The organism is Aeromonas sp. 600479 (assembly GCF_049175515.1).
GTDB classification, from domain to species: domain Bacteria; phylum Pseudomonadota; class Gammaproteobacteria; order Enterobacterales; family Aeromonadaceae; genus Aeromonas; species Aeromonas veronii_A.
Map to the genome: position 1 here is coordinate 105,828 of NZ_JAAKVF010000013.1, position 23,372 is coordinate 129,199.

Genomic DNA, 23,372 nt, shown 5'->3' on the forward strand with positions numbered 1-23,372 from the left:
TCTTGTGGCTCGATTGCTAGTGAGATTCTTAAAACCTGCTTCAGGCCAGATCGCCAAAGCGGCACTGCAGCGCAGTTATCGCCGTCAGGGCGGCGGTTTCGGTGCGCAGCACCCGCGGCCCCAGCAGCATCTCTTTGAAATCTTCCTGCACGGTACGGGCGATCTCGTCGCTCGACAAGCCCCCTTCCGGGCCAATCAGCAGGCGCACGCCGTGCTCGGGAACGGGCAGGGTGTTGATGCTGTACTCGGCGCGCGGGTGCAGGTTGAGCTTGAGCTCCTTGGTCTCTTCCGCCAGCCAGGCGTCCAGCTCCATCGGCATGCGCACCTCTGGTACTACGTTGCGGCCGCACTGTTCGCAGGCGCTGATCACCACCTTCTGCCACTGTTCACGCTTCTTCTCCAGTCGATCGGCTGGCAGCTTGACGCCGCAGCGCTCGGAGAAGAGCGGGGTGATGCAGGTGACGCCCAGCTCCACCGATTTCTGGATGGTGAAGTCCATCTTGTCGCCACGGCTGATCACTTGACCGAGGTGAATGGCCAGCGGTGACTCCACTGATTGGACGTCGCAGCTGTCGATGGTCACTTCCACCGACTTCTTGCCAACGCTGGCGATGGTGGCGGGATATTGATTGCCATCGCCGTTGAACAGCTCGAGCTGCTGGCCTGGCTGCATGCGCAGTACCCGGCCGATATGGTTGGCGCCGTCTTCCGACAGGGCGATGGTCTGGCCAACTTGCAGGGTGGCCGGTTCATAGATACGTGGAATGCGCATGGCTGCTTGTCAGTCTCTTGCTTGGAAACCCTTTATATCCTGCGGCAAGCAAGGCTCACGCGGCAATAGGGAAGGGCTTCATGATAGGAGGGGTGATCCCCTCCCTGGTCAAATGGGGTTATTGGCACTGCTTTTCAATAAAGGGATTGGTATTGCCCTGCAGCTTGCCGATGCGGCGGTTGCGCTCGCACTCCCAGCCCTCTGCCGGGTACTGGCGATCCCAAGCTTCGAACAGTTTACGCTGTTGCGCTGCCAGACGCAGCCCATACTGCTGGCTCATGTAGAGGTAGGCGCGGGCAATCTGACCCCGCACCGGCCCCTTGGGCGGCTGCACCCTACGATCCTTGAAATCCACCAGCATCTGGCACTGGCCGTACTGATCCGGCTTGCCGTTCCAGTCGGAGAAGCGGTAGTTGGCCCGATCGCCGTTCACCTCGCCAATGGCGGGGAAGAGATTGTGCATGTCCCCCTCCATCTTGTTGAACTCCGGGCTCACCTTCTCGCAGTTCTTGCGACCGCCATCCTGCCAGCATTGCAGCTGGTGGCCGAACTCCCAGGCCGGGACCACGTGTTCCCACTCGATGCGGGCGGCGCGTTTGGCCTGCTTGCGCGGCTCATAGCCGCAGCTGGCGAGATCCGGGCTCATTTTCTTGCCCTGATAGTCGATGTCGCAGCCGCAGTAGAAGGTGGTGACCGCAGGCTGGCTGCGATAGAGCTTCACCAGATCCTGCTTGGCTTCGCGAAAGGTCTGGGCGTGCAGGGGGGCGCTGAGCAGCGGCAAACCGGCCAGCAGGGTCAGGGCGAGGGAGGAGATGAAACGCATGGAATTCCTTGCAAACGGGGTGATTGACGAACGATGGTGGGCACCCTACCACAGGGGCGCGACACAAGCTGGCTTACTGCTCTGGCTCCGGCCGTTCCCGCTCCAGCGGCTGTTTGCAGCGGCGGCAGTGGTAGCGGGCCTCGCCGCGCACCACCTTGTTGTGGCGGCGTATCGACAGTTGATGCTGCTGGCAGTGACAGCGATAGGGCACGGTGCGCTGGGCCAAAACCGCCAGATCGAAGCTGTGGGTGGTTCTGGGCTCAAGGCCGAATACCTCCCGCATCACCGATTGCCACTGGCGGCCGTGGGGCAAGACCCGGTTTTTGCCGCGACCTTCACCCCACAGGGCATAGACCAGCAGATGGGCCACCTCGTGGGGCACCACCTCATCCAGAAACGCCTGCTGGTTGGCCTGATAGAGGGCGGGATTGAAGCGCAGCTCCCAGGTTTGCAGCCGCGCCGATCCTGCCGCCCGGCCCCGCATATTGCAGTAGATCCGCGGGCGGGGGAAGGTGCGGCCAAGGCGCGCCTCGGCCTGCACAAAGCAGGCTTCTACGCGTTGTTGCAGCAGGGCGACAAGCTGGGCAGGGGTGGCAGACATCAACATCTCGTCAGATAGCGGATAAGCAAAAGGGGAGCCAGGCTCCCCTTTTATCACAACAGCGAGCCTTACAGGCCAGCGGCGGAACGCAGCAGCTCGGCCTTGTCAGTCTGCTCCCACGGGAACTCGTCGCGACCGAAGTGACCGTAGGCAGCGGTGGCCTGATAGATTGGGCGCTTCAGATCCAGCATTTCGATCAGGCCATACGGGCGCAGTTCGAAGTGCTCGCGTACCAGCTTGACCAGCAGATCCTCGGCAACCTTGGCAGTGCCGAAGGTCTCGACGCTGATGGAGGTCGGCTCGGCCACACCGATGGCGTAGGAGATCTGGATTTCACAGCGATCGGCCAGACCGGCGGCCACGATGTTTTTGGCAACGTAGCGGGCGGCGTAGGCAGCGGAGCGGTCAACCTTGGACGGATCCTTACCGGAGAAGGCGCCACCACCGTGACGAGCCATGCCGCCGTAGGTGTCGACGATGATCTTGCGACCGGTCAGACCGCAGTCACCCATCGGGCCGCCGATAACGAAACGGCCGGTCGGGTTGATGAAGTATTTGGTGTCCTTGTTGACCCACTCGGCCGGCAGCACCGGCTTGATGATCTCTTCGCGTACCGCTTCAACCAGATCCTTGTGGCTGATGGATTCAGCGTGCTGGGTAGACAGTACAACGGCATCGACACCGATGATCTTGCCTGCGTCGTCGTAGGCAAAGGTCAGCTGGCTCTTGGCATCCGGACGCAGCCACGGCAGGGTGCCGTTCTTGCGCACTTCAGCCTGACGCTTCACCAGCAGGTGAGAGTAGGTGATGGGGGCCGGCATCAGCACGTCGGTTTCGTTGGTGGCGTAGCCGAACATCAGGCCTTGGTCGCCAGCGCCCTGCTCCAGCGGATCGCTGCGGTCAACACCCTGGTTGATATCCGGGGACTGCTTGCCGATGGCGTTCAGCACGGCGCAGGAGTCAGCATCGAAGCCCATGTCGGAGTGGGTGTAGCCGATTTCACGTACGGTATCACGCACGATCTCTTCGATATCAACCCAGGCAGAGGTGGTTACTTCGCCGGCCACCATGACCATACCGGTCTTGACCAGGGTCTCGCAGGCGACACGGGCCTTGGTATCTTGCTTGAGGATGGCGTCCAGTACCGCATCGGAGATCTGGTCCGCAATCTTGTCGGGATGGCCTTCGGAGACCGACTCGGAAGTAAACAGCTTTGCCATGATAAGAGTCTCAGCTTGTCTGGGTTATCGCCACAGCAATAACCGGATGAATAGGATGGTGTAGAGGTATCTACATCTGGACGTCTATTTTAATTAGCGCCCCCCCCGATTGCCAGCACTATTTTGTCGCGCAGTGTCCAATGGGTCACAAGCGGTGCTCTCCTATCCCGAAAGGGATGGAAATCAAACGTTTTTCTCTGATTGCTTTGGTCAATAGAGGGCAAGAAAAGCGATTGTCCTCCCAAAGCCACTTTATTCATCCAGATAATATTTGCACGCCGCGCGCCCTGCTGGGACAATAACGCGCCTTAATCTTGGCCATCAAATGAAGCAATCGCAGGAGATTCAGATGCCTTCTCGTAAAGAGCTTGCCAATGCCATTCGTGCATTGAGTATGGATGCCGTTCAAAAAGCCAACTCCGGTCACCCGGGCGCCCCCATGGGAATGGCGGATATCGCCGAAGTGCTGTGGCGTAGCCACCTCAGACATAACCCGAACAACCCCAAGTGGGCCGACCGCGACCGTTTCATTCTCTCCAACGGCCACGGCTCCATGCTGCTGTACTCCCTGCTGCACCTCTCCGGTTATGACCTCTCCATCGACGATCTGAAAAACTTCCGCCAACTGCACTCTCGCACCCCGGGTCACCCGGAGTACGGCTATGCACCGGGCGTTGAAACCACCACTGGCCCGCTGGGTCAGGGCATCACCAACGCCGTTGGTATGGCGATCGCCGAGAAAGCCATGGCTGAGCAGTTCAACCAGCCGGGCCACGACATCGTTGACCACTACACCTATGCCTTTATGGGCGACGGCTGCCTGATGGAAGGTATCTCCCACGAAGCGTGCTCCCTGGCAGGTACCCTGCAACTGGGCAAACTGATCGCGTTCTGGGATGACAACGGTATCTCCATCGACGGTCACGTAGAAGGCTGGTTCACCGACGACACCGTCAAGCGCTTCGAAGCCTACGGCTGGCACGTTATCCCGGCTGTTGACGGCCACAACCCGGAAGCGATCAACGCTGCCATCGAAGCCGCCAAGGCCGAGACCGGCAAGCCGACCCTGATCTGCTGCCGCACCATCATCGGTTACGGCTCCCCGAACAAATCCGGTTCTCACGACTGCCACGGCTCACCGCTGGGCAACGACGAGATCGCCGCTGCTCGCGCCTTCCTGAAGTGGGACCACGCCCCGTTCGTTATCCCGGCCGACATCGCTGCCGAGTGGAACGGTCAGGAGAAGGGCGCCAAACTGGAAGCCGACTGGGCTGCCAAGTTCGCTGCCTATGAAGCCGCTCACCCGACTCTGGCTGCCGAATTCAAGCGCCGCACCGCAGGCGAACTGCCGGCCAACTGGGCTGCTGAATCCGCCAAGATCATCGAAACCCTGCAAGCCAACCCGGCCAAGATCGCAACCCGTAAAGCGTCCCAAAACGCACTGGAAGCGTTCGGCAAGCTGCTGCCGGAATTCATGGGTGGCTCCGCTGACCTGGCGCCGTCCAACCTGACCATGTGGTCCGGCTCCAAGTCCCTGACCAACGACGACGCCTCCGGCAACTACATCCACTACGGTGTCCGCGAGTTCGGCATGTCCGCCATCATGAACGGTATCGCCCTGCACGGTGGTTTCATCCCCTACGGCGCTACCTTCCTGATGTTCATGGAGTATGCCCGCAACGCCCTGCGCATGGCCGCCCTGATGAAGCAGCGTTCCATCTTCGTTTATACCCACGACTCCATCGGTCTGGGTGAAGATGGCCCGACTCACCAGCCGGTTGAGCAGATCGCCTCCCTGCGTCTGACTCCGAACATGAGCACCTGGCGTCCGTGTGACCAGGTTGAATCTGCCATCGCCTGGAAACACGCCATCGAGCGTACCGACGGCCCGACCTCTCTGATCTTCTCTCGTCAGAACCTGGCCCAGATGGATCGTACTGCCCAGCAGCTGGCTGACACCGCCAAGGGTGGCTACGTGCTGAAGGATTGCGCCGGTACTCCGGAGCTGATCCTGATCGCCACCGGTTCCGAAGTGGAACTGGCCGTTGCCGCCTATGAGCAGCTGACTGCCAAGGGCCGTGCCGTGCGCGTGGTCTCTCTGCCGTCTACCGACGTGTTCGACGCCCAGTCTGCCGAGTACAAAGAGTCCGTCCTGCCGGCCTCCGTCACCAAGCGTGTGGCCATCGAAGCCGGCATCGCTGACTACTGGTACAAGTACGTCGGTTTCGGCGGCAAGATCATCGGTATGACCACCTTCGGTGAGTCCGCACCGGCCGAGCTGCTGTTCAAGGAATTTGGCTTTACCGTGGAAAACGTGGTTGCGACCGCAGAGTCCCTGTAATCGCTGAATATTGGGTCAATCTGACTCAATAGCCGGAACGATAAAACGCCCTCCATCGCAAGATGGGGGGCGTTTTTGCAACTAAGCCGAAACTATTAAGTGGCTTATATCGAGATATTGGTCTTTATAAAGGTCAAGAAATTCAATTTAAAAATACATGTCAGCAACACTACTCATCAATATATAAAAGTGGAAAATATAGTAATTATCTAATGCATTTTGTTGATGATTTAATAAATAACTGGCCATCTTATCCTATTGCAGAAACGGCTGAAATAATAAGTTATTTTGAAAGTAAAAGTAGTAAGTCAATGGAGTTGGTAATTATCTTCTTAGCTTCTGTTTTTGGTGGTGCAGTCGGTGCTGGCATTACAGTTATCTTTGGGAGTTAACTATTGTTCTTGGGTTGGTGATGTGCGGTGTGATGTGATTGTAATTAATAAAGATCTCGCCCCTCTGCATTTATTTAAAAATGAAAATCATAAACATGTAAAAAGAGACCAGCCATCATCCGGTCTCTTTTTTATTATTCAGAGCATGCCTTACATCTGCGGCGGGGTACTTTCCGCGTTGGACATCACCGCATCCACCTCGGCCTGCTTCACTATGGGCTTTATCAATCTGACTACAACGGCGCCATGGTTAACACCAGCTTGCCGATATGGCGGCCTGAATCCAGCAAATGGTGAGCGGCCGCCGCCTCATGCAGCGGGAAGGTCTGGTAAACCTGGGGTTTGACCTCGCCACGTTCGATAAATGGCCAGACATGAGTTTGCAGCTGGGCAATCAGCTCGGCTTTTGCCTGCGGAGTACGCGAGCGCAGGGTGGAGCCGATATGGGTCAGCCGCTTTTGCAGCATGGGAAACAGATCCAGATTGGGGGCGGCGCCCGCAATAATGCCGATCTGGACTATGCGGCCATTGATGGCGGCCGCCGCATAGTTGCGCGCGACATACTCCCCGCCAATGATATCGAGAATGATGTCGGCGCCATGGCCATCGGTGGCGGCATGCACGGCCTCGACAAAATCCTCCTCCTTGTAGAGCACGGCCACATCCGCGCCCAGCTTGATGCTGGCGGCCTGCTGCTCGGGTGAGCCGACCGTGGTGATGATTTTTGCGGCGCCAAATGCCTTGGCCAGCATGGTGGCGGTCGTGCCGATACCGGAGGCGCCGCCATGGATCAAGATAATGTCGCCTTTTTTGAACTGGCCCCGTTCAAACATATTTGACCAGACCGCCATAAAGGTTTCCGGCAGTGCCGCGGCTTCGACAAAGCTTAATCCGGGCGGCAGGGGCAGGACATTGCTCTGGTGGGCGACGCTGTACTCGGCATAGCCGCCACCCGAAATCAGCGCGGCGACTTTGTCGCCAACCTTGAGATGCTCCACCTGCTCCCCCTTGGCGACCACGACCCCGGCGACCTCCAGCCCGGGAATATCCGATGCCCCTGCCGGAGGCGGGTAGAGTCCTTTGCGCTGCATCACATCCGGCCCATTGATGCCGGTCGCATAGTGCCGGATCAAGACCTCATCGGGCTTGGGCGTTGGTGTGGCGCGGGTGGTCAGTTGCAAGACATCGGGGCCACCGGGCTGGGTAATCTCTACCGCGCTCATGGTGGCGGGAATGGAATAGGCGTTATGCATCAGCGGCTCCTTGTAACGAGGTGATATGAGGTTCCCCGAGTGGGATGAGCACCAAGATAGTGGAGATTACTGATGAATAAACGCAGTATTATCCCTCACCTGTAATGCAAAAATGCATTTAAACCGGGAGTCGTGATGAACTGGGATGATGCGAAAATTTTTCTGGCGTTGCATCGCGAGGGGAGCCTGAGGGGCGCTGCCCGTGTGGTCGGGGTTGATCAGGCCACCATTGGCAGGCGGATTGCCGCACTGGAGCATCGTCTGGCGGCCACGCTGTTTCTCCGCACATCCAAAGGGTATGTGCTGACTCATGTCGGAGAGATAGTGCTGGCCAGCGCCCAGCAGATGGAGCTGGCAGCCATTGATTTTGTGCGGGCGGCGCAAGGGGTCGACAACCGCCTGGTTGGGGAGGTCAGCGTGGCGACCACAGACACCCTGGGGATGGATTTTCTGATACCGGCCCTGACCGAGCTGCATCAGCGTTATCCCGATATCAGGGTCATCCTCAATACCTCGACCCAGGTGGTCAATCTGTCGCTGCGGGAAGCGGATATCGCGATCCGGACGGTGAAGCCGGACAATCCCGACCTGATTATTCGCAAGCTGGCCTCCTGGCCGGTCGGGTTGTATGCCTCCGCCGACTATCTGGCTCGCCATGGCATTCCCGAAGCGGGCACCGGTTTTGCGGGCCATTCGCTGGTGGTGTATGAGCCCCACTGGCAGAGCGCTCGCTCGCCAATGATGCTCGAAGAGGCGGCCGAGGGGGCCACGGTCGCCGCGGGGGTCAATACCAGCCTGATGCTGCGTCAGGCCCTGTTGATGGGGCTGGGGCTTGGCGAGGTAGCGGTTCCGCTTGCCGAGCAAGCCGGGTTGGTGCGGGTCTGGCCCGAGCGGCAGTTACAGCAATCCTACGATGTGTGGTTGGTGACCCATCAGGATGTGCAGCATGCCGCGCGGGTCAGGGCGGTCATGGATGCCATCGTCAGGGCATTTGCCGCGATGGCCTAAGTCTGGCGGGGATTCTGTTCAGGTTTTGTCGCAGCGTGGTCACACCTCTTGCCATAGTCATGGCGGTTGAGGGAAAACCCTCATTTACTTGGTCTCTGACAGTCAATACTGTGAGACCGAGTCCACCACTACTGGAGCCTGACCCATGACCGACATGCTTGTTGACGATAAACAACCGACCCCGGATCCGGCAGAGCAGAATGCCTTCTTCCCGTCGCCCTACTCCCTGAGCCAGTTCACCTCGCGCAAATCTGACCTTGCCGGGGCCGACTATCCCGCTCCCTATCGGGAGGGGCGCTGGAAGATCCTGCTGATCGGGGCCGATGAGCGTTATCTGCCCACCGACAACGGCACCCTGTTTTCCACCGGCAACCATCCGGTCGAAACCCTGCTGCCCATGTATCACCTCGACAAGGCGGGCTTTGCCTTTGATGTGGCCACCCTCTCCGGCAATCCGGTCAAGTTCGAGTGGTGGGCCATGCCCGGCGAAGATGAAGAGGTGCTGGGGCTCTATGGCAAATATCAGGCGCAGTTCCGCCAACCGGCCAAGCTGGCCGATCTGCTGAAAGAGACGCTGGCCGCCGACTCGGGCTATATCGGCGTCTTTATTCCCGGCGGCCACGGCGCCCTGATGGGGTTGCCGCAGAGTGCCGAGGTGAAAGCGCTGCTGGAGTGGGCGATGGCCAACGATCGCTTCATCATCTCCCTCTGTCACGGGCCTGCTGCGTTGCTGGCGGTGGCCAATCCAGAGACCTTCGCGGGCTACAAGATCTGCGCCTTCCCCGACGAGCTGGATGCCCAGACCCCGGCAATTGGCTATATGCCGGGCCACCTCACCTGGAAGTTTGGCGAGAAGCTCAAAGAGATTGGCTTCGAGATCGTCAACAACGGCATCTCGGGAGAGGTGTGCCGGGATCGCAATCTGCTGACCGGTGACAGCCCGCTGGCGGGCAATAACCTCGGCAAGCTGGCTGCTACCACCTTGCTGGAGGCGGTTGCCAAGCGATGAGGTTGTCGTCGTCGCCAGCGAATGCGCTGCAGGTCGCGGTGGCGCTGGAAGGGTGCCAGCGGCTGGAGGAGATCCAGCAGCTGGTGCGCGCTTTTGCCACCCCGCTGGGGTATCACCGCTTTGCGCTCTTCTCCATCAGTGCCAGCGAGGAGGGGGTGGTCGAGCACCTCTATTGGCTGGAGGGGGAGTGGCTGGAGAGCGGCGAGGCGGTCGACCTGCATGCCTATATGCGCGAGTGCCCGATGGCGATGCATATCAGGGAGCGAGACCAGCCCTTCTTCTGGAGCAAAACGGTTGGTGCCGTTGGCGAGCAGTACCGTATCGTTCGCCAGCCTGAGGGGCCTGGCCGACATGGCTTGCAGGTTCCCGTCTATGGGCCGTTGGGACTGGAAGGGGCGATGAGCTTTGGCGGCGCTCAGATCGATGCCAGTGCCCACACTCGGGTTGGCCTTGCGCTGATCGCGGCGGCGGCTTTTCATGCAGCTCGTCGCCTGATGGAGATGCCGGTAGCGGGTCACGAGCGTGGCCTCACTGGGCGCGAGCGCGAAGTGCTGGAGTGGGTCTCCCGGGGTTGGCGCCATGCCGATATCGCCACCACCCTGAAGCTTTCGGTGCGCACGGTCGAGAACCATCTGCGAAGTGCTCGCCGTCGACTGGGGGTGGCCACTACCGCAGAGGCGGTCAGAGTGGTGATCAGGAACCGCGATATCGAGGGCTGAGGGGCTATCCCTTTGTCTGGCATGTAAAAAGAGACCGGCCATCAGCCGGTCTCTTTTTTTATTTACCACAACATTACACCTGCGGCGGGGTGCTTTCCGCGTTGGACATCACCGCATCAATTTGCACCAGAGCACCGGCGGGAAGTTCACTGACCCCGATTACGGTGCGGGCAGGCAGATAACCCGGGAAATATTTGGTGTAGACGGCGTTGACCGCATCCAGATCCGCGATATTGGCGAGCTGGATATTGACCTTGACGATATCGTCCATCACATGGCCGATGCTCTCCACAATCGCTTTGATATTGCTCAGGCACTGGGCGGTCTGCTCCTTGATGCAGCCAGCCAGGATCTTGCCGGTGGCGGGGTCTATCGGCAGTTGGGCAGAGAGATGGTTGTAGTGGGAGAAGGCGACGGTCTGGGTGTGCAGCGGGCTTCTCGGCGCTTTGTCGGTATTGCGGGCACGGATCACCAGATTGTGTCTGTCTTCCACCAGTTGCGGCGGGGTGCCGTCACCGTGGGAGATGACCGCATCCATTTGCACTAGCGCCCCCATGGGCAGGGCGGCGGCACTGACCACAGAGCGGGCAGGCAGATAGGCCACGGCGCGGGCGATGGCGGAGTCGGGGAAGAAGGTGGTGTAGACCTCGTTGACGGCTTCCAGATCGGCCAGATCGGCCAGATAGACGGTGACCTTGACGATATCGTCAAATGGCACGTCGATACTCTCCAGCACCGCCTTGATATTGCGCAGGCACTGGCCCGCCTGCTCCTTGATGCCACCGGCGACCAGCTGGCCCGAGGCCGCATCGACCGGCAGCTGGGCGCCGATATTGTTGTAGTGGGAGAAGGCCACGGTATGGGTGGAGAGCGGATTGTGTGGCACCTTGTCGCTATTGCGGGCGAGTTTCACCAGCGGGCAAGGATCTTGTGGGAAGGTACCTTCGCCGTTGGAGATGATGGCATCGATCTGCACCAGCGCGCCCAGCGGCAGAGCGGCGACGGCAAGGGTGGTGCGGGTCGGCAGATAGCCCGGGAAGAATTCGCGATAGACAGCGTTGACCGCCTCCAGATCGGCCATCTCTTTCAGGAAGATGGTCGCTTTGACCATATCGTCCATCACATGGCCGATGCTCTCGATGATTGCCTTGAGGTTGCTCAGGCACTGTCTGGCCTGCGCAGTGACATCGCCACTCACCATCTTGCCGGTGGCGGGATCGACCGGCAGCTGGGCGGAGATATTGTTGTAATGAGAAAACGCCACCGTTTGGGTGCAGGGGCCCAGATCCTGGGGTGCATAGGGGGTATTTCTTGCCGACTTGATGATGGTGCCACTCATAGATATGCCTCTTTTTAATATTTGTTGTTTATTCAGGTACAGGTTTACCCCATCTTGTTGTGCGCCATGGCCACTGCGCCAACGGCGGCATCCCCGATTATTATTTGTGACCCACTCAATTACTGAGAGGAATAAGGGAGGAGAGGACAGGGTAGATATTTCAGACGCTGCGATTCTATGAGTGGCTATCAGGGGTTGCAAACCGCTGATTGCATTTCTATGAGATGGCTCAATGGGTGCAAATTTAATCATATTGCTATTCAATTCACGCTGAATAGTCACCTGTTTGCTCGCCAATGGCCCAGCATCGAGCAGTAGTCCAGTCCGGACGGGTGTTGGGGCACAGGCCTTGGCAGTGAAGGAGTGTAAAGAAAGGGTTAATGCGATGCATCAAGCTGCCATCAAACGATTTTATTGTGCATAGATATGTATTTTATGTTTTTTTAGTCATCTATCTTGCCGCGCAAAAATATGCTAGCAGACATGAATGTAACAGTAGTTAAAGATGTGGCTGGAATATAATTCAAATATTTGCATGGGCGACGCCTGTTCATTATCGATAGGCTGACGGCTGGCCCAGAACCGGAGCGTTTTTATCTTTTTATATATCTGGTGAAATATGCGTAACCAGTGTTGTGGCCCCTTACCGGAGCGACCGCAGTTGGCAATATATCGGCTGACAGGGGGCAGTATGGTCAAGGCATCAGGCAACCGAATGACGCCGACCTGGCGTGGAGCCATGGATAGGGGTCTCTACAGTGGTTGGTTGTCTATTGCACGCCGGGGATGATGGGTCCTCTGGACAGGCCATGTGCGGTGACATGATGATTTGCGAGATTGTTAACAAAAATGTGAACAAGATCACCGGACGGATAAGGGTTTGAGGCTGGAAATTGACCAAAAAGGAGTAGAATGGCACTTTATTTTTGAGGGTCATTCGATGCCCAACTATCACTTCTTCACGCTGGGCCAGGCGCTTACCTATCTCGATGCCAATGCCCCCCGTTATAGCGATGAGCGTCGTCAGCTGGTTGAGCAGGGATTTTCCGCCATGGCAGCCCCCGTCTTTGCAGATACGCCGGCTGAGGCGCTGGCGTTGCTGCGTCATCATCAGACATGGCAGGAGAAAGCCATGGCCGATGCACTCTCTTTGACGGTTTCCCCCGGGCCGACGCTCATCTCCTGTCTGCAGGAGCAGCCTTTATCCGGGAGTTGAACAGCAACAGTGCGTCATCCGGGAGGATGCGCCATGTTGCTGCGCTGCCAGCTCGCCTCCTACCTCTGTTGCAGCTCGCCTTCCATTACCAGTAGGGTATCCATTCCTGCCGCCTTGCCTGCCTCAAGCCCGATCCGGGTATCTTCAAAGACCAGACAGTTAGCTGGATTGGCCCCCAGCTGTTCGGCCACTTTCAGAAACGTATCCGGATGGGGTTTGTGGTTGGTGACATCATCTGCGCTCACTACCACAGAAATATAGGCATCGAGACCGGTGATCTTCAGGATGGCGTCCGCCTGATTGCGTGGTGAGCCGGTGCCAATTCCCATCTTCACTTTGCCGTGATAGTGCCTGACCAGCGCCCACATCTTGGGAAAGACGCTGACCTTGTCGATATGGGTCATGTAGAGGGCAATCTTGCGAAGGGTAAAGGCCTCGACATCTACCGTCAGCCCCTGCTGCTCGGCCAGCATGGCGATGATCTTGCGGGTGGGAATGCCGCCGTATTGATAGAGCTGATCCCGCTCGAAGGGGATGCCGAATTCGGCGCAGGTGAGCTCCCAGGCATCCAGATGAAGGGGCATGGAGTCCACCAGGGTGCCATCCATATCGAAAATCAGGGCATCGTAGTGATCAAATCCGTACTGTTCTGGCGCGCTCATGGGGACTCCTCGAATCAAATAGGGCAGGCTAGCAGATTGGGGACATCGATTATGGGATCTGTCTCATGATCGGGCAGATGTGACCGCCGTTTTTTCTATCTCTTGCTGATTTGTGAGACAATAACTCGCTCAATTGCCGATCCTTTGGCATATCAGATCAGCGAGTCCCCTTATGACCTCGAAAATATCCCCTAAAACCATCTTCTCCAGTGTGGCGCTGGTGATCGCGCTCGGTTCGCTGGAGAAGAGCATCGTCACCACCCCGCTGCCGATGATCGGTGCCGAGCTGCACGCCGGTGCCGCCCTCACCTGGGTGGTCACCGCCTACCTGCTGGCGGCCACCGCCGTACTGCCTCTCTATGGCAAACTGAGTGATCTCTTTGGCCGGGTACGGATGCTCAATATCGCCATTGGTCTCTTTCTGGCGGGCTCTATCGCCTGCGCCCTCTCTCAGGATCTGCCGACCCTGCTGGCGGCCCGAGTGCTGCAAGGATTGGGAGGGGGCGGCCTGATTGCTCTTGCCTTTACCGTGATTGCCGACACGATTCCGCCGCGGGAAGTGGGCAAGTATCAGGGGTACATTTCGGCGGTCTATGCGGTCTCCAGCATTGCCGGGCCCCTGCTGGGTGGCTACTTTACCGAACAACTCAGCTGGCGCTGGATCTTCTGGATCAACCTGCCGCTTGGTGCACTGGCGATCTACCTGATCAACCGCAATCTTAAACAGCTCAATGTGCGTCGCCACAGTCGCTTCGACTGGAAGGGGGCGGCACTGCTCATTACCGTCACCACCTTGACTCTGTTGTTGCTCTCACCCGAGGCAGCCCTCCCTGCCATCTGGCTGGCGGGGGCTCTGGCGCTCTCTCTGATGTTGCTGGTGCTGATTGAGCGGCGCGCTCATGACCCCATACTGCCAGCCCATCTGGTGCGGCTGCCCGGTTATCTGGTGAGTGTGCTGCTGGTGATGTTCTCCCAGTTGCTGATGTTTGCGGTGTTGGTTTATCTACCCCTGCAGATGCAGTGGCAAAAGGGGCTGAGCGCCAGTGAGAGCGGGATGAGTATGGTGATCTTCATGATCTGCATTACCGCCGGCGCTTTTGTCGGCGGCAAACTCATCGGGCGTACCGGTCACTACAAGAGTTTTGTGGCGGTAGGCTTCGGGCTGGCTGCAGTGGCGCTTTGGCAGATCCACTTTGATGCCTGGGTCAAGCTGGCCCTCGGCTTTGCCGGTATTGGCCTGGGTCTGGTGTTGCCCGCCCTCTCGGTGGTGGTACAGAATGCCTTGCCACGGGAAGATCGCGGCATCGGCATGTCGCTGTTCAACTTTGGCCGTGAGCTGGGGGGGGCCATCGGGGTGGCCATCTGCGCCATGCTGTTCCATTCCAGCCTGCCTGCCGGTAGTGGCAGTGATCTGAGTCGGCTTGGGCCCGATCTGCTGGCCGCAGGTTTCAGCACCACTTATATCGGCATGGGGCTGATTGCCACGCTGGCGCTGCTGATCACTCTGCTGGCATTGAAGCGCCATGAGCTGGCCTCTATCAATGCCTGATCAATCGGCTAGCCATACCGCACACTGATAAGGGGCAAAAAGTGGTGCAGGCTGGCCAGGGTAGTTGCCTATCAGCAAGCTCATGCCGTCTGTTACCTTGTCAAAGTGGGGCATCGGCAAGGGGTTCGCAGTGAGATTGGCGAGCAGCAGCAGGGTGTGCCGCTCTCCGCTAGCCGGATCCTGCCAGTGGCGGCGATAGCTGATGCGCTCGGGATCATCCCCATCCAGCAGATCGAAATTGCCGTGGCGAACGACAGGGTGAGCCTTGCGCAGGGCGATGAGCTGGCGATAGCAGTGAAACGGGGAGTCGGGGCGGGCCAGCTGCTCGGCGGCATTTATCTCGACGTGGTTGGCATTGAGGGCAATCCAGGGCGTGGTGGTGCTGAAACCGGCGTGGGGGCCGGCGTCCCACTGCATCGGGGTACGGGCGTTGTCGCGGCCGATGGCATCGAGCCGCCGACTCAGCTCGGCAGGATCCAGCCCTGACTGGCTGGCGCGGTAGTTGATGGCCTCCACATCGCGCAGCTCGCCCGGCTGCCAGTGGCGGTTGGTCATGGCGAGCTCCTCCCCCTGATAGATGAAGGGAGTGCCCTGCATCATGTGCAGCACCATGGCCCACAGCCTGGCGCTGGTTTCCCGCCACTCTGGCCTGTCATCGCCAAAGCGGGAGACGGCGCGAGGCAGGTCGTGGTTGCCGAGAAACAGGCTGTTCCAGCCACGCCCGTGCAGCCCTTGCTGGTGGCGGGCCATGGCCCGTTTGAAGGCGAGGGGAGCAAAGCGGGATGACCACTTGTCACTGCCGAGCCCCAGATGCTCGAAGTTGAACACCATGCTGAACTCGCTGCCATCCGTGCTGGAGTAGCGTTGCATATGGGCGAGATCGGCCCCCCAGGTCTCCCCCACCGTAATGATCCCCTTGCCGCCGAAGCTCGCAGCATTGAGCTCGCGGATATAGTCGTGCAGGCGGGGGCCATTGCTCATGGCAAGCCGGTCCCACTCCTTGCTCACCATGTCGATCACATCGAAGCGAAATCCCTTGATCCCTTTGCCCAGCCAGAAGTTGATCACCTCTGCCATTTCGGCCCGCACCGCCGGGTTGTCCCAGTCCAGATCGGCCTGACTCGCATCAAAGTTGTGCAGGTAGTAGCGATCAAGCGCTGGCACGTACTGCCAGCCGCTGCCGCCAAAAATCGAGGTAATGGGGTGAGCATCGACAAAGGCTTGATCCCGGAATACGTAATAACCCTGATAACGGGGATCGCCGGCCAGTGCCTTCATAAACCACTCGTGCTCGGTGGAGGTGTGGTTGGCGACGATATCCATCATGATGCCGATGCCGTGGGCGGCCGCTTCGGCTATCAGCTGCTCCATCTCGGTCAGGGTGCCAAAGGCGGGGTCGATGGCACGGTAGTCCGCCACATCGTAGCCGTTGTCCCGTTTGGGGGAGCGATAGATGGGGGTGAGCCAGAGCATATCGACCCCGAGGGTGGCCAGATAGTCGAGGCGCTGACGGATGCCGTTGATATCGCCCATGCCGTCGCCATCGCTGTCCTGAAAACTCATGGGGTAGATCTGGTAGATGATGCAGCTATCGAGGTCGATATCGGGCGTGTGAAGGGAGTGCGTATTCATCAGCGTGGCCGGTTGGGGGAGAAGATTTTCTATCTTACGCAGATGATCGGGTACTCGACAGGGCAGGGGAAACCTTGAAAAGGGTTCCATAGTTGGCTGATTGCCAAAAGTGCGGGAAGGGTCACAAAGGTGCCATCCCAAGCCACGGCTGTGGTCGGGATGGCACGGCACGGCACTTAGCGTTGATGCTATGCAGGAATACTGGTTATTGAGCAGCCTTGGCCTGCTCGCTGCGCTGATCCTGCTGGCGCTCTGCCTTGTCTTGCTGGCGTTCCGCTTGGGCTTCCAGCTCCTTGCCGAGGAAGTAGTTCAGGAAGGTGCGGATCACCGCGATGATGGCGAGGCGGATCAGCTCCTCCTTGCTTGGCGCGACCGTTGTGGCCAGGATGTCAGCGGCGAGCTGGAACTCCAGAGCCAGAATGAGCCAGCTGCCAAAACAGAGGCGAATGCGCGGAAAGCCTGGTTCGTGATCCTCCATCCGTGCCGCCAGCCAGAGGGTCTTGCCAAGCCCTATCACCACACAGGCGATGGAGATGATCTCCAGCAGCAGCTGGAACAGCTCGACCCCGTGCATCATCCCTTCTCTTAGGCTCGCTATCTCAAACACTCGGGTCACCTCCATGATTCAAAAGAGGACACTATTAACACATCACTCGGCAAAGGCCAAATCATAGTCTCCTGATAAGAAGTGAGAGCTGTTCAATGAGCTGACGCGCAGCAGGGCTGACTCCGGCCAGTTGGAAGAAGCCGTGTATAACACCCAGTTGCCGCTGACAGGTAGCCGTGACTCCGGCTTGTAGCAGTTTGCGATAGAGGGCTTCCCCCTCATCACGCAGCGGATCATATTCCGCCGTTACGATATGGGTCGGTGGTAATCCTGACAGGGCGGGATGGTGGAGCGGGCTGGCTTCGGGATGAGTGGCGGGTAGCTCGCCCAGATAGGCGTGAAAACCGCTTAACAGCATGTCGCGGGTGATGAGGTAGTCATCCCCTAGCTGCCGATAGCTGTCACTGTCGCCCGCAGCATCGAGCATCGGGTAGATGAGCAGTTGGGCTGCAGGCAAGGGGGCTCCTTGATCCTTGAGTCGCAATGTTGTGATGAGGGCGAGGTGGCCACCGGCACTGTCGCCCGCAAGGACAACCCGCGCCGGATCCCCATGCCATTTCTCCACATCGGCCATGATGGCGAGCGTAGCAGCCAGTGCATCGTCGTGTGCGGCAGGATAGGTGTGTTCAGGGGCAAGGCGGGTATGTACCGCGAACACCAGTGCCTCGGCGCGATTGCACAGCATCCGCATCTGGCGATCGTGAGTGTCGAACTCGCCGCTGACAAAACAGCCGCCATGAAAGTAGATCAGGGCCGGACGGTTTGCGCTTGAGGTGGGCGCTGGCTGATAGAGGCGAATGGAATAATGGCCATGTTGCCACTCTTCGACAGCGCCCACCTCCTCCCGTTCACCGCCCAATATGGCCGAAGCAAGATAGCCTTCACGTCGTGCCTGCCAGCTCAGGCTACTCGCCTTGGGGCGGCCTGCAGCGATGAACTCCGCCACCATAGCCGCAATGGCCGGTTCAAGTTGTATATCCATAACGCACCAACAACTGTATATAAAAACAGTTATTTTGCTCCTTTAGCCAGAGAGCGCAACCGGCGTTAGCTGAGGCAGCTCACAAAATCAGACTTCAAGCAGCTGGAATTCAATCACATAGAGCGGCGGCAGAGCGGGGTAGATATCGCGGATCACCTGTTTGAGCTCGGGGAGGGTCATGTTCTCCTGACGGGCGTGCTCGTCGTTCAGTTCATCGAAGGCGACCGCCTTGACCGAGAGCACCTCTATGGTGCCAAAGGGCTGGTGCTCCGGATTGGTAAACAGCGCCAGCCGCTGGCCGGGCTGCCAGTTGGCCTCGCTCTCGTCGCGGATGGTGATAGTCTTGCGGCCCGCCTGAATGTCGGCAACGAAGCGGCTGAAGAAGGTGAATTCGGGATGGGTAGACATGGCTCTCTCCTGAAAGGGTGAATCGAAATGGGGTGAATGGAAATCAAAGGTCGAGATAGGCGCGCAGCCTGGTCAGATCGGCGATAACGGGGCCGTCGCTGCCGTCGGCAACTATGCCCTGTTCGATCAGCTCCTTGAGGGCGCGGCGGTAAACCCGCTCGGTGGTGCCGAAGCGCGCCGCCTCGTGGGCCCGCTTGCGTGACCCCAGCATGGGGGTGCGCTGGCGTTCTCGCCACAACTCATAGGCGATGTTGTAGGCGATGGGGTGGAGCAGTCGGCTGGTGGTGATCTCCAGCGTATCGAGATAGTCGCTGGCAAGCGCAGCGGCGAAGAAGAGGGTCAGCTCGGGTTCGACCAGCAGGCGCAGGGCCAGCTTGTCGGCGCAGATGACCCGGGCGTCGAGTTCGGTCTCGGCCACCACGTTCCACTGCACCGGGGTGGCGCTGAAGAACTCCATTTCGCCGAAGATCTGGCTGTGACACTCAATCTCGCCGAGCTGGAAGATGCGGCCCGAGTGGACGGCGCTATTGAGGGAGACCCGCCCTGCGCCCACCAGATAAAGCTGCTCGCTCAGCTCCCCCTGCCGCATGATGGATTCGCCCGGCAGGTAGCGACGCAGAAACAGGGTGCACGCTTCCAGCGCCGCGGCAAAGCGGGGTTCCAGTTTGGCGAGTTCGGCGTGAAAACGGCCGAGGGGATAGGGCTGTTGCTGCATGACGTACCTGTCGCACCGATGACGAGGGCCATGAGGCTAGCAAGAGCGCGGGCCGGATACCAGCCCGCCTCCTGTCGAATGTGCCGTGATTAACGGTTTGCGGGTTATTGCACCAGGGCGTGGAGGGCGGCGGCGATGGCGTTTCGCTCGCCGTTCATCATAGCCTGCTCGGCGTTGGCGTACTCATTGACCCCATCCTGCACATCCTGCTCGAACAGCACCACGTTGCAGAGCACGGCGGCAACCCGCACCTTGCGCAGGCGCCCCACGGTCAGCAGGGAGGCAGTTTCCATGTCTGCCCCAAGCACGCCACGGGCATGCCAGTAGCGGCACACCTCTTGCTCATCATCCCGATAGAAGCTGTCGTGGGAGCGCACCAGCCCGTGCCAATGAGGCTGGCCGCTGGCCGCCACCTGATTGAGCAGGGCGGCCTGCAGCCAGATATCGGCGCAGGCGGGGTACTCGGCAGGCAGATAGGCCTGCGAGGCCCCCTCATTGCGTACCGCCCCTTCCACCACGATAAGGTCGCCAAGACCGATGTCGTGCTGCAGGGCGCCGGCCGAGCCGACCCGAATAAGCGAGCGGGCGCCCGCCTGCACCAGCTCCTCCAGCGCTATGATGGCCGAGGCGCCGCCGATGCCGGTGCTACAAACCGTTATGGGCAGTCCCTGATAACGGCCGTTGATGAGACGAAACTCCCGGTGCTGGCCCAGTACTTCACACTGTTCGAGCTGGCTGGCGATGCGATCAACCCGGGCCGGGTCGCCGCACAATACTACGCGCTCGGCAATCTGGTCGGGGCGGCACTGGAGATGGGGTAGCAGCGTCATGGCTTATATCCCCTGTGGCTGGCGCTTGGCGGCAATCACCCAGAGGCGGGTGCCGTTGGCGGCGATAAAGAGCAGGATCAGGTATTCGAGCGACATGGCGTAGACACCCTGTGCCGCATAGATACCGATGCTGATGATGTTGATGACCACCCAGAGGATCCAGTTCTCCACATATTTGCGGGTCATCAGGATCTGGGCGACCACCGAGAGCACCGTCATGGTGGCATCCCAGAACGGGAAGGCATCGGGGGAGGGCTCGGGAGTGGCAAGTCCGGCGCCAAACAGGTTGAGCATGGCGACCGAGGTGCGCGCCAGCGCCGCGAATACCGGGTCGATGTAGCGGGTCAGCAGGGCGATGGCTAGCACGCTCACCACGGCAGTGACGATGAGTTTGGATTTGCTGAGCCAGCGGATCTGCAGGGTATCCCCCTGATCGTTGGCCGGGCGGGTCCAGGCGTACCAGCCGTAGACGTTGGCGCAGAAGAAGAACAGCTGCAGCAGCAACAGCCCGTAGAGCTGGATCTGGAAGAAGATGATGGCAAACAGGGTGACGTTGATAAGACCGAACAGGTAGTTGATGGTCTTCTCCTGACTGGCGAACCAGATGCAGGCTAGCCCGAACAGGGTACCGATGGCTTCAATCCACGACATGGCGTAACCGCCGCCCAGCGGTATGGTCACTAGCGTGTTATTGATGCTGAACAGCTCGAATATGCTCATTTTCTGATCCTTGGCATGGAGGTAGTGCGAGGGTGCCATTCTAGGCGGCGCGGCCGCTGCCGGGCAGGACTTTTGTCCCCCCTGTGCTTGGCACACATCAAAGAAATCCAATCCGATGACCGCCTATTCAAGCGCTGATGGGTTATGGTGCGATAGCTGGCCGGACTTTATTGATATGTAACAAGACCATAGCCTCATGGCTGTGGTCTGATAGAGTCCACTCTCCGGGAGGAGAATCGTGTTGTAAAAGGAGGTTCCATTGAATTCCGAGCTTGTCTGGGTGCTCTCTCTGCTGGCGGGTGCCATTTATCTCTTCATGACCAATAAAGTCCGGATGGACGTGGTCGCCCTGTTGATCATTATCCTCTTTGTACTGAGCGGCACCCTCACTTTGCCGGAGGCGCTGGCGGGCTTTAGCGATCCCAACGTTATTCTGATTGCCGCCCTGTTCGTGGTCGGGGATGGGTTGGTGCGCACCGGCATTGCCTATCAGGTGGGGGATGCGCTGGTGAAGGTGGCGGGCAGCAGCGAGACCAAACTGCTGGTGCTGCTGATGGTGGCGGTGGCAACGCTGGGGGCTGTGATGAGTAGCACCGGGGTGGTGGCCATTTTTATCCCGGTGGTGCTGAGCGTGGCGAATCGGATGGGGATCCCGGCCGGCCGCCTGATGATGCCCCTCGGCTTTGCCGGGCTTATCAGCGGTATGATGACGCTGGTGGCCACGCCCCCCAACATGGTGGTCAACAGCGAGCTGATGCGCCACGGCATACACGGCTTCGGTTTCTTCGATTTCACTCCCATGGGGGTGCTGATCCTGGGGCTGGGCATCCTCTACATGCTGCTGGTGCGCGGCTCTTTGGTGGGCGAGGGGGAGGAGGGCAAGGGCAAGCAGACCGGGCGCCGTACTTTTCGCGATCTTATCCGTGATTATCGGCTGACCGGTCGGGCCCGCCGCCTGGCGCTGCACCCCGACTCTCCCCTGATTGGCCATACCCTGGACGAGCTGCAACTGCGCGCCCGTTATGGCGCCCACATTATCGGGGTGGAGCGCTGGCGCAAGTTTCGCAGGGTGATGGTGCCGGTGTCGGGGATCAGTGAATTTCAGGCCAGGGATGTGCTGCTGATCGATATGTCCGATCCCGAGGTGGACGTGCGGGATTTTTGCAGCGAAGCGCGGCTCGAGCCCATGATCCTGCGTGGCGAGTACTTCTCCGATCAGTCGCGGGAGGTGGGGATGGCCGAGGTGTCGCTGATACCCGAATCCAAGCTGCTGGGCAAGAGTGTGCGGGAGGTGACCTTCCGCTCCCGCTATGGCCTGAGTGTGGTGGGGCTGCGCCGCGATGGTGAGGCTCTTGCTGGCAAACTGGTGGACGAGCCGCTGCAAATGGGGGACACCCTGCTGGTGGTGGGTAACTGGAGCCATATCCGGCAACTGCAGACTCACAGCCGCGACTTTTTGTTGATGGGACTGCCGGCCGAGGTGGACGAGATGGCCCCCGCCCGCAGTCAGTCGATCCATGCACTGATTTGCCTTGGGGTGATGATCCTGCTGATGGTGACCGATCCGGTGCCCAACGTCATTGCCGCGTTGATCGCCTGTCTGCTGATGGGCAAGTTTCGCTGTATCGACATGGAGAGCGCCTACAAGTCGATCCACTGGCCGACCCTGATCCTGATTGTCGGCATGCTCCCCTTCGCACTGGCGCTGCAAAAAACCGGCGGGGTGGATCTGATCGTCGGTGGCCTGATCAATGTGGTGGGGGAGATGGGGCCGCGGGTGATGCTGGCCAGCCTGTTTGCGCTCTGCGCAGTGATCGGGCTATTTATCTCCAATACCGCCACCGCGGTACTGATGGCGCCCATTGCGCTGGGCACGGCGCAGCAGATGGGGGTATCGCCCTATCCGTTCGCCATGACCATTGCCATCGCCGCCTCGGCCGCCTTTATGACGCCCGTCTCCTCACCAGTGAATACCCTGGTGCTGGGACCGGGCAACTACAAGTTCGCCGACTTTATCCGTATCGGGGTGCCTTTCACCCTGCTGGTGATGGCGGTGAGTGTGGTGGCTATTCCCTGGTTTTTCCCGTTCTGACTACCGTGTTGATGGATGTTCATACCAGCGGCCTACGGGCCGCTTTTTGTTGCAGGGAGACGAGAGTGGCAAGGCGTGCTCGGAATCAGCGGGAAGGGGGCCTTAAGGGGAAGAGGGGGTGATACAGCGATGAGAGACAACCGGAGAGAGGCAAATGTCAGATACAAAAAAACCAGCGTGAGCTGGTCTGTTTGGTACTGCTATCAATGGTGCGGAAGGAGAGACTCGAACTCTCACGCCTAGGGCGCCAGAACCTAAATCTGGTGCGTCTACCAATTTCGCCACTTCCGCAAATTGATGGTGGCTATGACGGGATTCGAACCTGTGACCCCCGCATTATGAGTGCGATGCTCTAACCAACTGAGCTACATAGCCGTCTTGTGTTCAACGTGAGTCAAATACAAGTAAAAATGGCTGGGGTACTAGGATTCGAACCTAGGGATGGCGAGATCAAAACCCGCTGCCTTACCGCTTGGCGATAC

Annotated in this window: 22 protein-coding genes and 2 tRNA genes; 8 read left to right on the forward strand and 16 right to left on the reverse strand. The window is 59.2% G+C overall.

Annotated features, from left to right (window positions below):
- Positions 1-40 precede the first annotated feature (40 nt).
- From rsmE to metK, 4 genes are all read right to left on the reverse strand, one after another.
- Positions 41-772: a 16S rRNA (uracil(1498)-N(3))-methyltransferase gene (gene rsmE, locus G5149_RS14490; protein ID WP_005343824.1), complete on the reverse strand. Its 732-nt coding sequence runs from the start codon at positions 770-772 to the stop codon at positions 41-43.
- A gap of 118 nt (positions 773-890) precedes the next feature.
- Positions 891-1,595: an endonuclease gene (locus tag G5149_RS14495; protein ID WP_193859543.1), complete on the reverse strand. Its 705-nt coding sequence runs from the start codon at positions 1,593-1,595 to the stop codon at positions 891-893.
- Between the two features lie 73 nt (positions 1,596-1,668).
- Entirely contained in the window at positions 1,669-2,196 is a 528-nt protein-coding gene (locus G5149_RS14500; RefSeq protein WP_118854213.1) for a SprT family zinc-dependent metalloprotease, read from the reverse strand.
- A 68-nt stretch (positions 2,197-2,264) separates the two neighbouring features.
- A complete protein-coding gene (metK, locus tag G5149_RS14505) occupies positions 2,265-3,416 on the reverse strand; it encodes a methionine adenosyltransferase (RefSeq protein ID WP_005343827.1) in 1,152 nt (383 codons plus the stop codon).
- Between the two features lie 349 nt (positions 3,417-3,765).
- On the opposite strand from metK, the gene tkt reads away from it, so the two are divergent.
- Positions 3,766-5,757 (forward strand): transketolase, encoded by a 1,992-nt coding sequence (gene tkt, locus G5149_RS14510; protein ID WP_421212752.1) that lies wholly within the window; start codon positions 3,766-3,768, stop codon positions 5,755-5,757.
- 62 nt (positions 5,758-5,819) lie between these two features.
- Complete coding sequence (locus G5149_RS14515) at positions 5,820-6,149, forward strand: hypothetical protein (protein WP_421212754.1); 330 nt, start codon at positions 5,820-5,822, stop codon at positions 6,147-6,149.
- A gap of 233 nt (positions 6,150-6,382) precedes the next feature.
- Here G5149_RS14515 and G5149_RS14520 read toward each other — a convergent pair whose 3' ends face one another.
- Positions 6,383-7,402, reverse strand: coding sequence for an NAD(P)H-quinone oxidoreductase (locus tag G5149_RS14520; protein ID WP_421212755.1), 1,020 nt, complete (start codon positions 7,400-7,402; stop codon positions 6,383-6,385).
- A 135-nt stretch (positions 7,403-7,537) separates the two neighbouring features.
- On the opposite strand from G5149_RS14520, the gene G5149_RS14525 reads away from it, so the two are divergent.
- The 3 genes from G5149_RS14525 (at position 7,538) to G5149_RS14535 (ending at position 10,138) form a co-directional block, all read left to right on the forward strand.
- Positions 7,538-8,410, forward strand: a complete 873-nt coding sequence (locus G5149_RS14525; RefSeq protein WP_042055160.1) for a LysR family transcriptional regulator — start codon at positions 7,538-7,540, stop codon at positions 8,408-8,410.
- A 145-nt stretch (positions 8,411-8,555) separates the two neighbouring features.
- The gene (gene hchA / locus G5149_RS14530) at positions 8,556-9,419 is read left to right on the forward strand and encodes a glyoxalase III HchA (RefSeq protein ID WP_337072531.1); all 864 of its coding nucleotides are present in this window, start codon (positions 8,556-8,558) and stop codon (positions 9,417-9,419) included.
- Positions 9,416-10,138: a PA1136 family autoinducer-binding transcriptional regulator gene (locus G5149_RS14535; RefSeq protein WP_421212757.1), complete on the forward strand. Its 723-nt coding sequence runs from the start codon at positions 9,416-9,418 to the stop codon at positions 10,136-10,138. Before hchA ends, G5149_RS14535 begins: the two co-directional genes overlap by 4 nt.
- Positions 10,139-10,211: 73 nt before the next feature.
- Here the strand turns inward: G5149_RS14535 and G5149_RS14540 are convergent, their stop codons facing one another.
- On the reverse strand, positions 10,212-11,477 hold the full coding sequence (locus G5149_RS14540) for a RidA family protein (protein WP_421212759.1): 1,266 nt from the start codon (positions 11,475-11,477) through the stop codon (positions 10,212-10,214).
- Positions 11,478-12,417: 940 nt separating this feature from the next.
- On the opposite strand from G5149_RS14540, the gene G5149_RS14545 reads away from it, so the two are divergent.
- Positions 12,418-12,693 carry a hypothetical protein gene (locus G5149_RS14545; protein ID WP_005343832.1) on the forward strand — a complete coding sequence of 92 codons (276 nt, stop codon included), beginning with the start codon at positions 12,418-12,420 and terminating at the stop codon, positions 12,691-12,693.
- Positions 12,694-12,752: 59 nt separating this feature from the next.
- Here the strand turns inward: G5149_RS14545 and G5149_RS14550 are convergent, their stop codons facing one another.
- Complete coding sequence (locus G5149_RS14550; RefSeq protein WP_216979308.1) at positions 12,753-13,355, reverse strand: HAD family hydrolase; 603 nt, start codon at positions 13,353-13,355, stop codon at positions 12,753-12,755.
- A gap of 172 nt (positions 13,356-13,527) precedes the next feature.
- Here G5149_RS14550 and G5149_RS14555 point away from each other — a divergent pair, with 172 nt between their 5' ends.
- On the forward strand, positions 13,528-14,904 hold the full coding sequence (locus G5149_RS14555; RefSeq protein WP_421212762.1) for an MDR family MFS transporter: 1,377 nt from the start codon (positions 13,528-13,530) through the stop codon (positions 14,902-14,904).
- Here the strand turns inward: G5149_RS14555 and G5149_RS14560 are convergent, their stop codons facing one another.
- The 7 genes from G5149_RS14560 to pnuC form a co-directional block, all read right to left on the reverse strand.
- Complete coding sequence (locus tag G5149_RS14560) at positions 14,905-16,536, reverse strand: alpha-glucosidase (protein ID WP_421212763.1); 1,632 nt, start codon at positions 16,534-16,536, stop codon at positions 14,905-14,907.
- A 205-nt stretch (positions 16,537-16,741) separates the two neighbouring features.
- Complete coding sequence (locus tag G5149_RS14565; protein WP_421212765.1) at positions 16,742-17,143, reverse strand: DUF1622 domain-containing protein; 402 nt, start codon at positions 17,141-17,143, stop codon at positions 16,742-16,744.
- 61 nt (positions 17,144-17,204) lie between these two features.
- Complete coding sequence (locus G5149_RS14570; RefSeq protein ID WP_421212767.1) at positions 17,205-18,125, reverse strand: alpha/beta hydrolase; 921 nt, start codon at positions 18,123-18,125, stop codon at positions 17,205-17,207.
- Between the two features lie 87 nt (positions 18,126-18,212).
- Positions 18,213-18,533 carry a N(4)-acetylcytidine aminohydrolase gene (yqfB, locus tag G5149_RS14575; RefSeq protein ID WP_421212769.1) on the reverse strand — a complete coding sequence of 107 codons (321 nt, stop codon included), beginning with the start codon at positions 18,531-18,533 and terminating at the stop codon, positions 18,213-18,215.
- Between the two features lie 43 nt (positions 18,534-18,576).
- Entirely contained in the window at positions 18,577-19,248 is a 672-nt protein-coding gene (locus G5149_RS14580) for a Crp/Fnr family transcriptional regulator (RefSeq protein ID WP_421212771.1), read from the reverse strand.
- A gap of 104 nt (positions 19,249-19,352) precedes the next feature.
- Entirely contained in the window at positions 19,353-20,078 is a 726-nt protein-coding gene (locus G5149_RS14585; RefSeq protein WP_421212773.1) for a nucleoside phosphorylase, read from the reverse strand.
- Between the two features lie 3 nt (positions 20,079-20,081).
- Complete coding sequence (pnuC, locus tag G5149_RS14590; protein WP_421212775.1) at positions 20,082-20,798, reverse strand: nicotinamide riboside transporter PnuC; 717 nt, start codon at positions 20,796-20,798, stop codon at positions 20,082-20,084.
- Positions 20,799-21,057: 259 nt separating this feature from the next.
- Between pnuC and G5149_RS14595 the strand changes: the two genes are divergently transcribed.
- Positions 21,058-22,890, forward strand: coding sequence for an SLC13 family permease (locus G5149_RS14595; protein ID WP_421212776.1), 1,833 nt, complete (start codon positions 21,058-21,060; stop codon positions 22,888-22,890).
- A 207-nt stretch (positions 22,891-23,097) separates the two neighbouring features.
- Here G5149_RS14595 and G5149_RS14600 read toward each other — a convergent pair.
- Positions 23,098-23,181, reverse strand: a tRNA-Leu gene (locus G5149_RS14600).
- Between the two features lie 7 nt (positions 23,182-23,188).
- Positions 23,189-23,265: transfer RNA gene (locus tag G5149_RS14605), tRNA-Met, on the reverse strand.
- Positions 23,266-23,372: the final 107 nt, after the last annotated feature.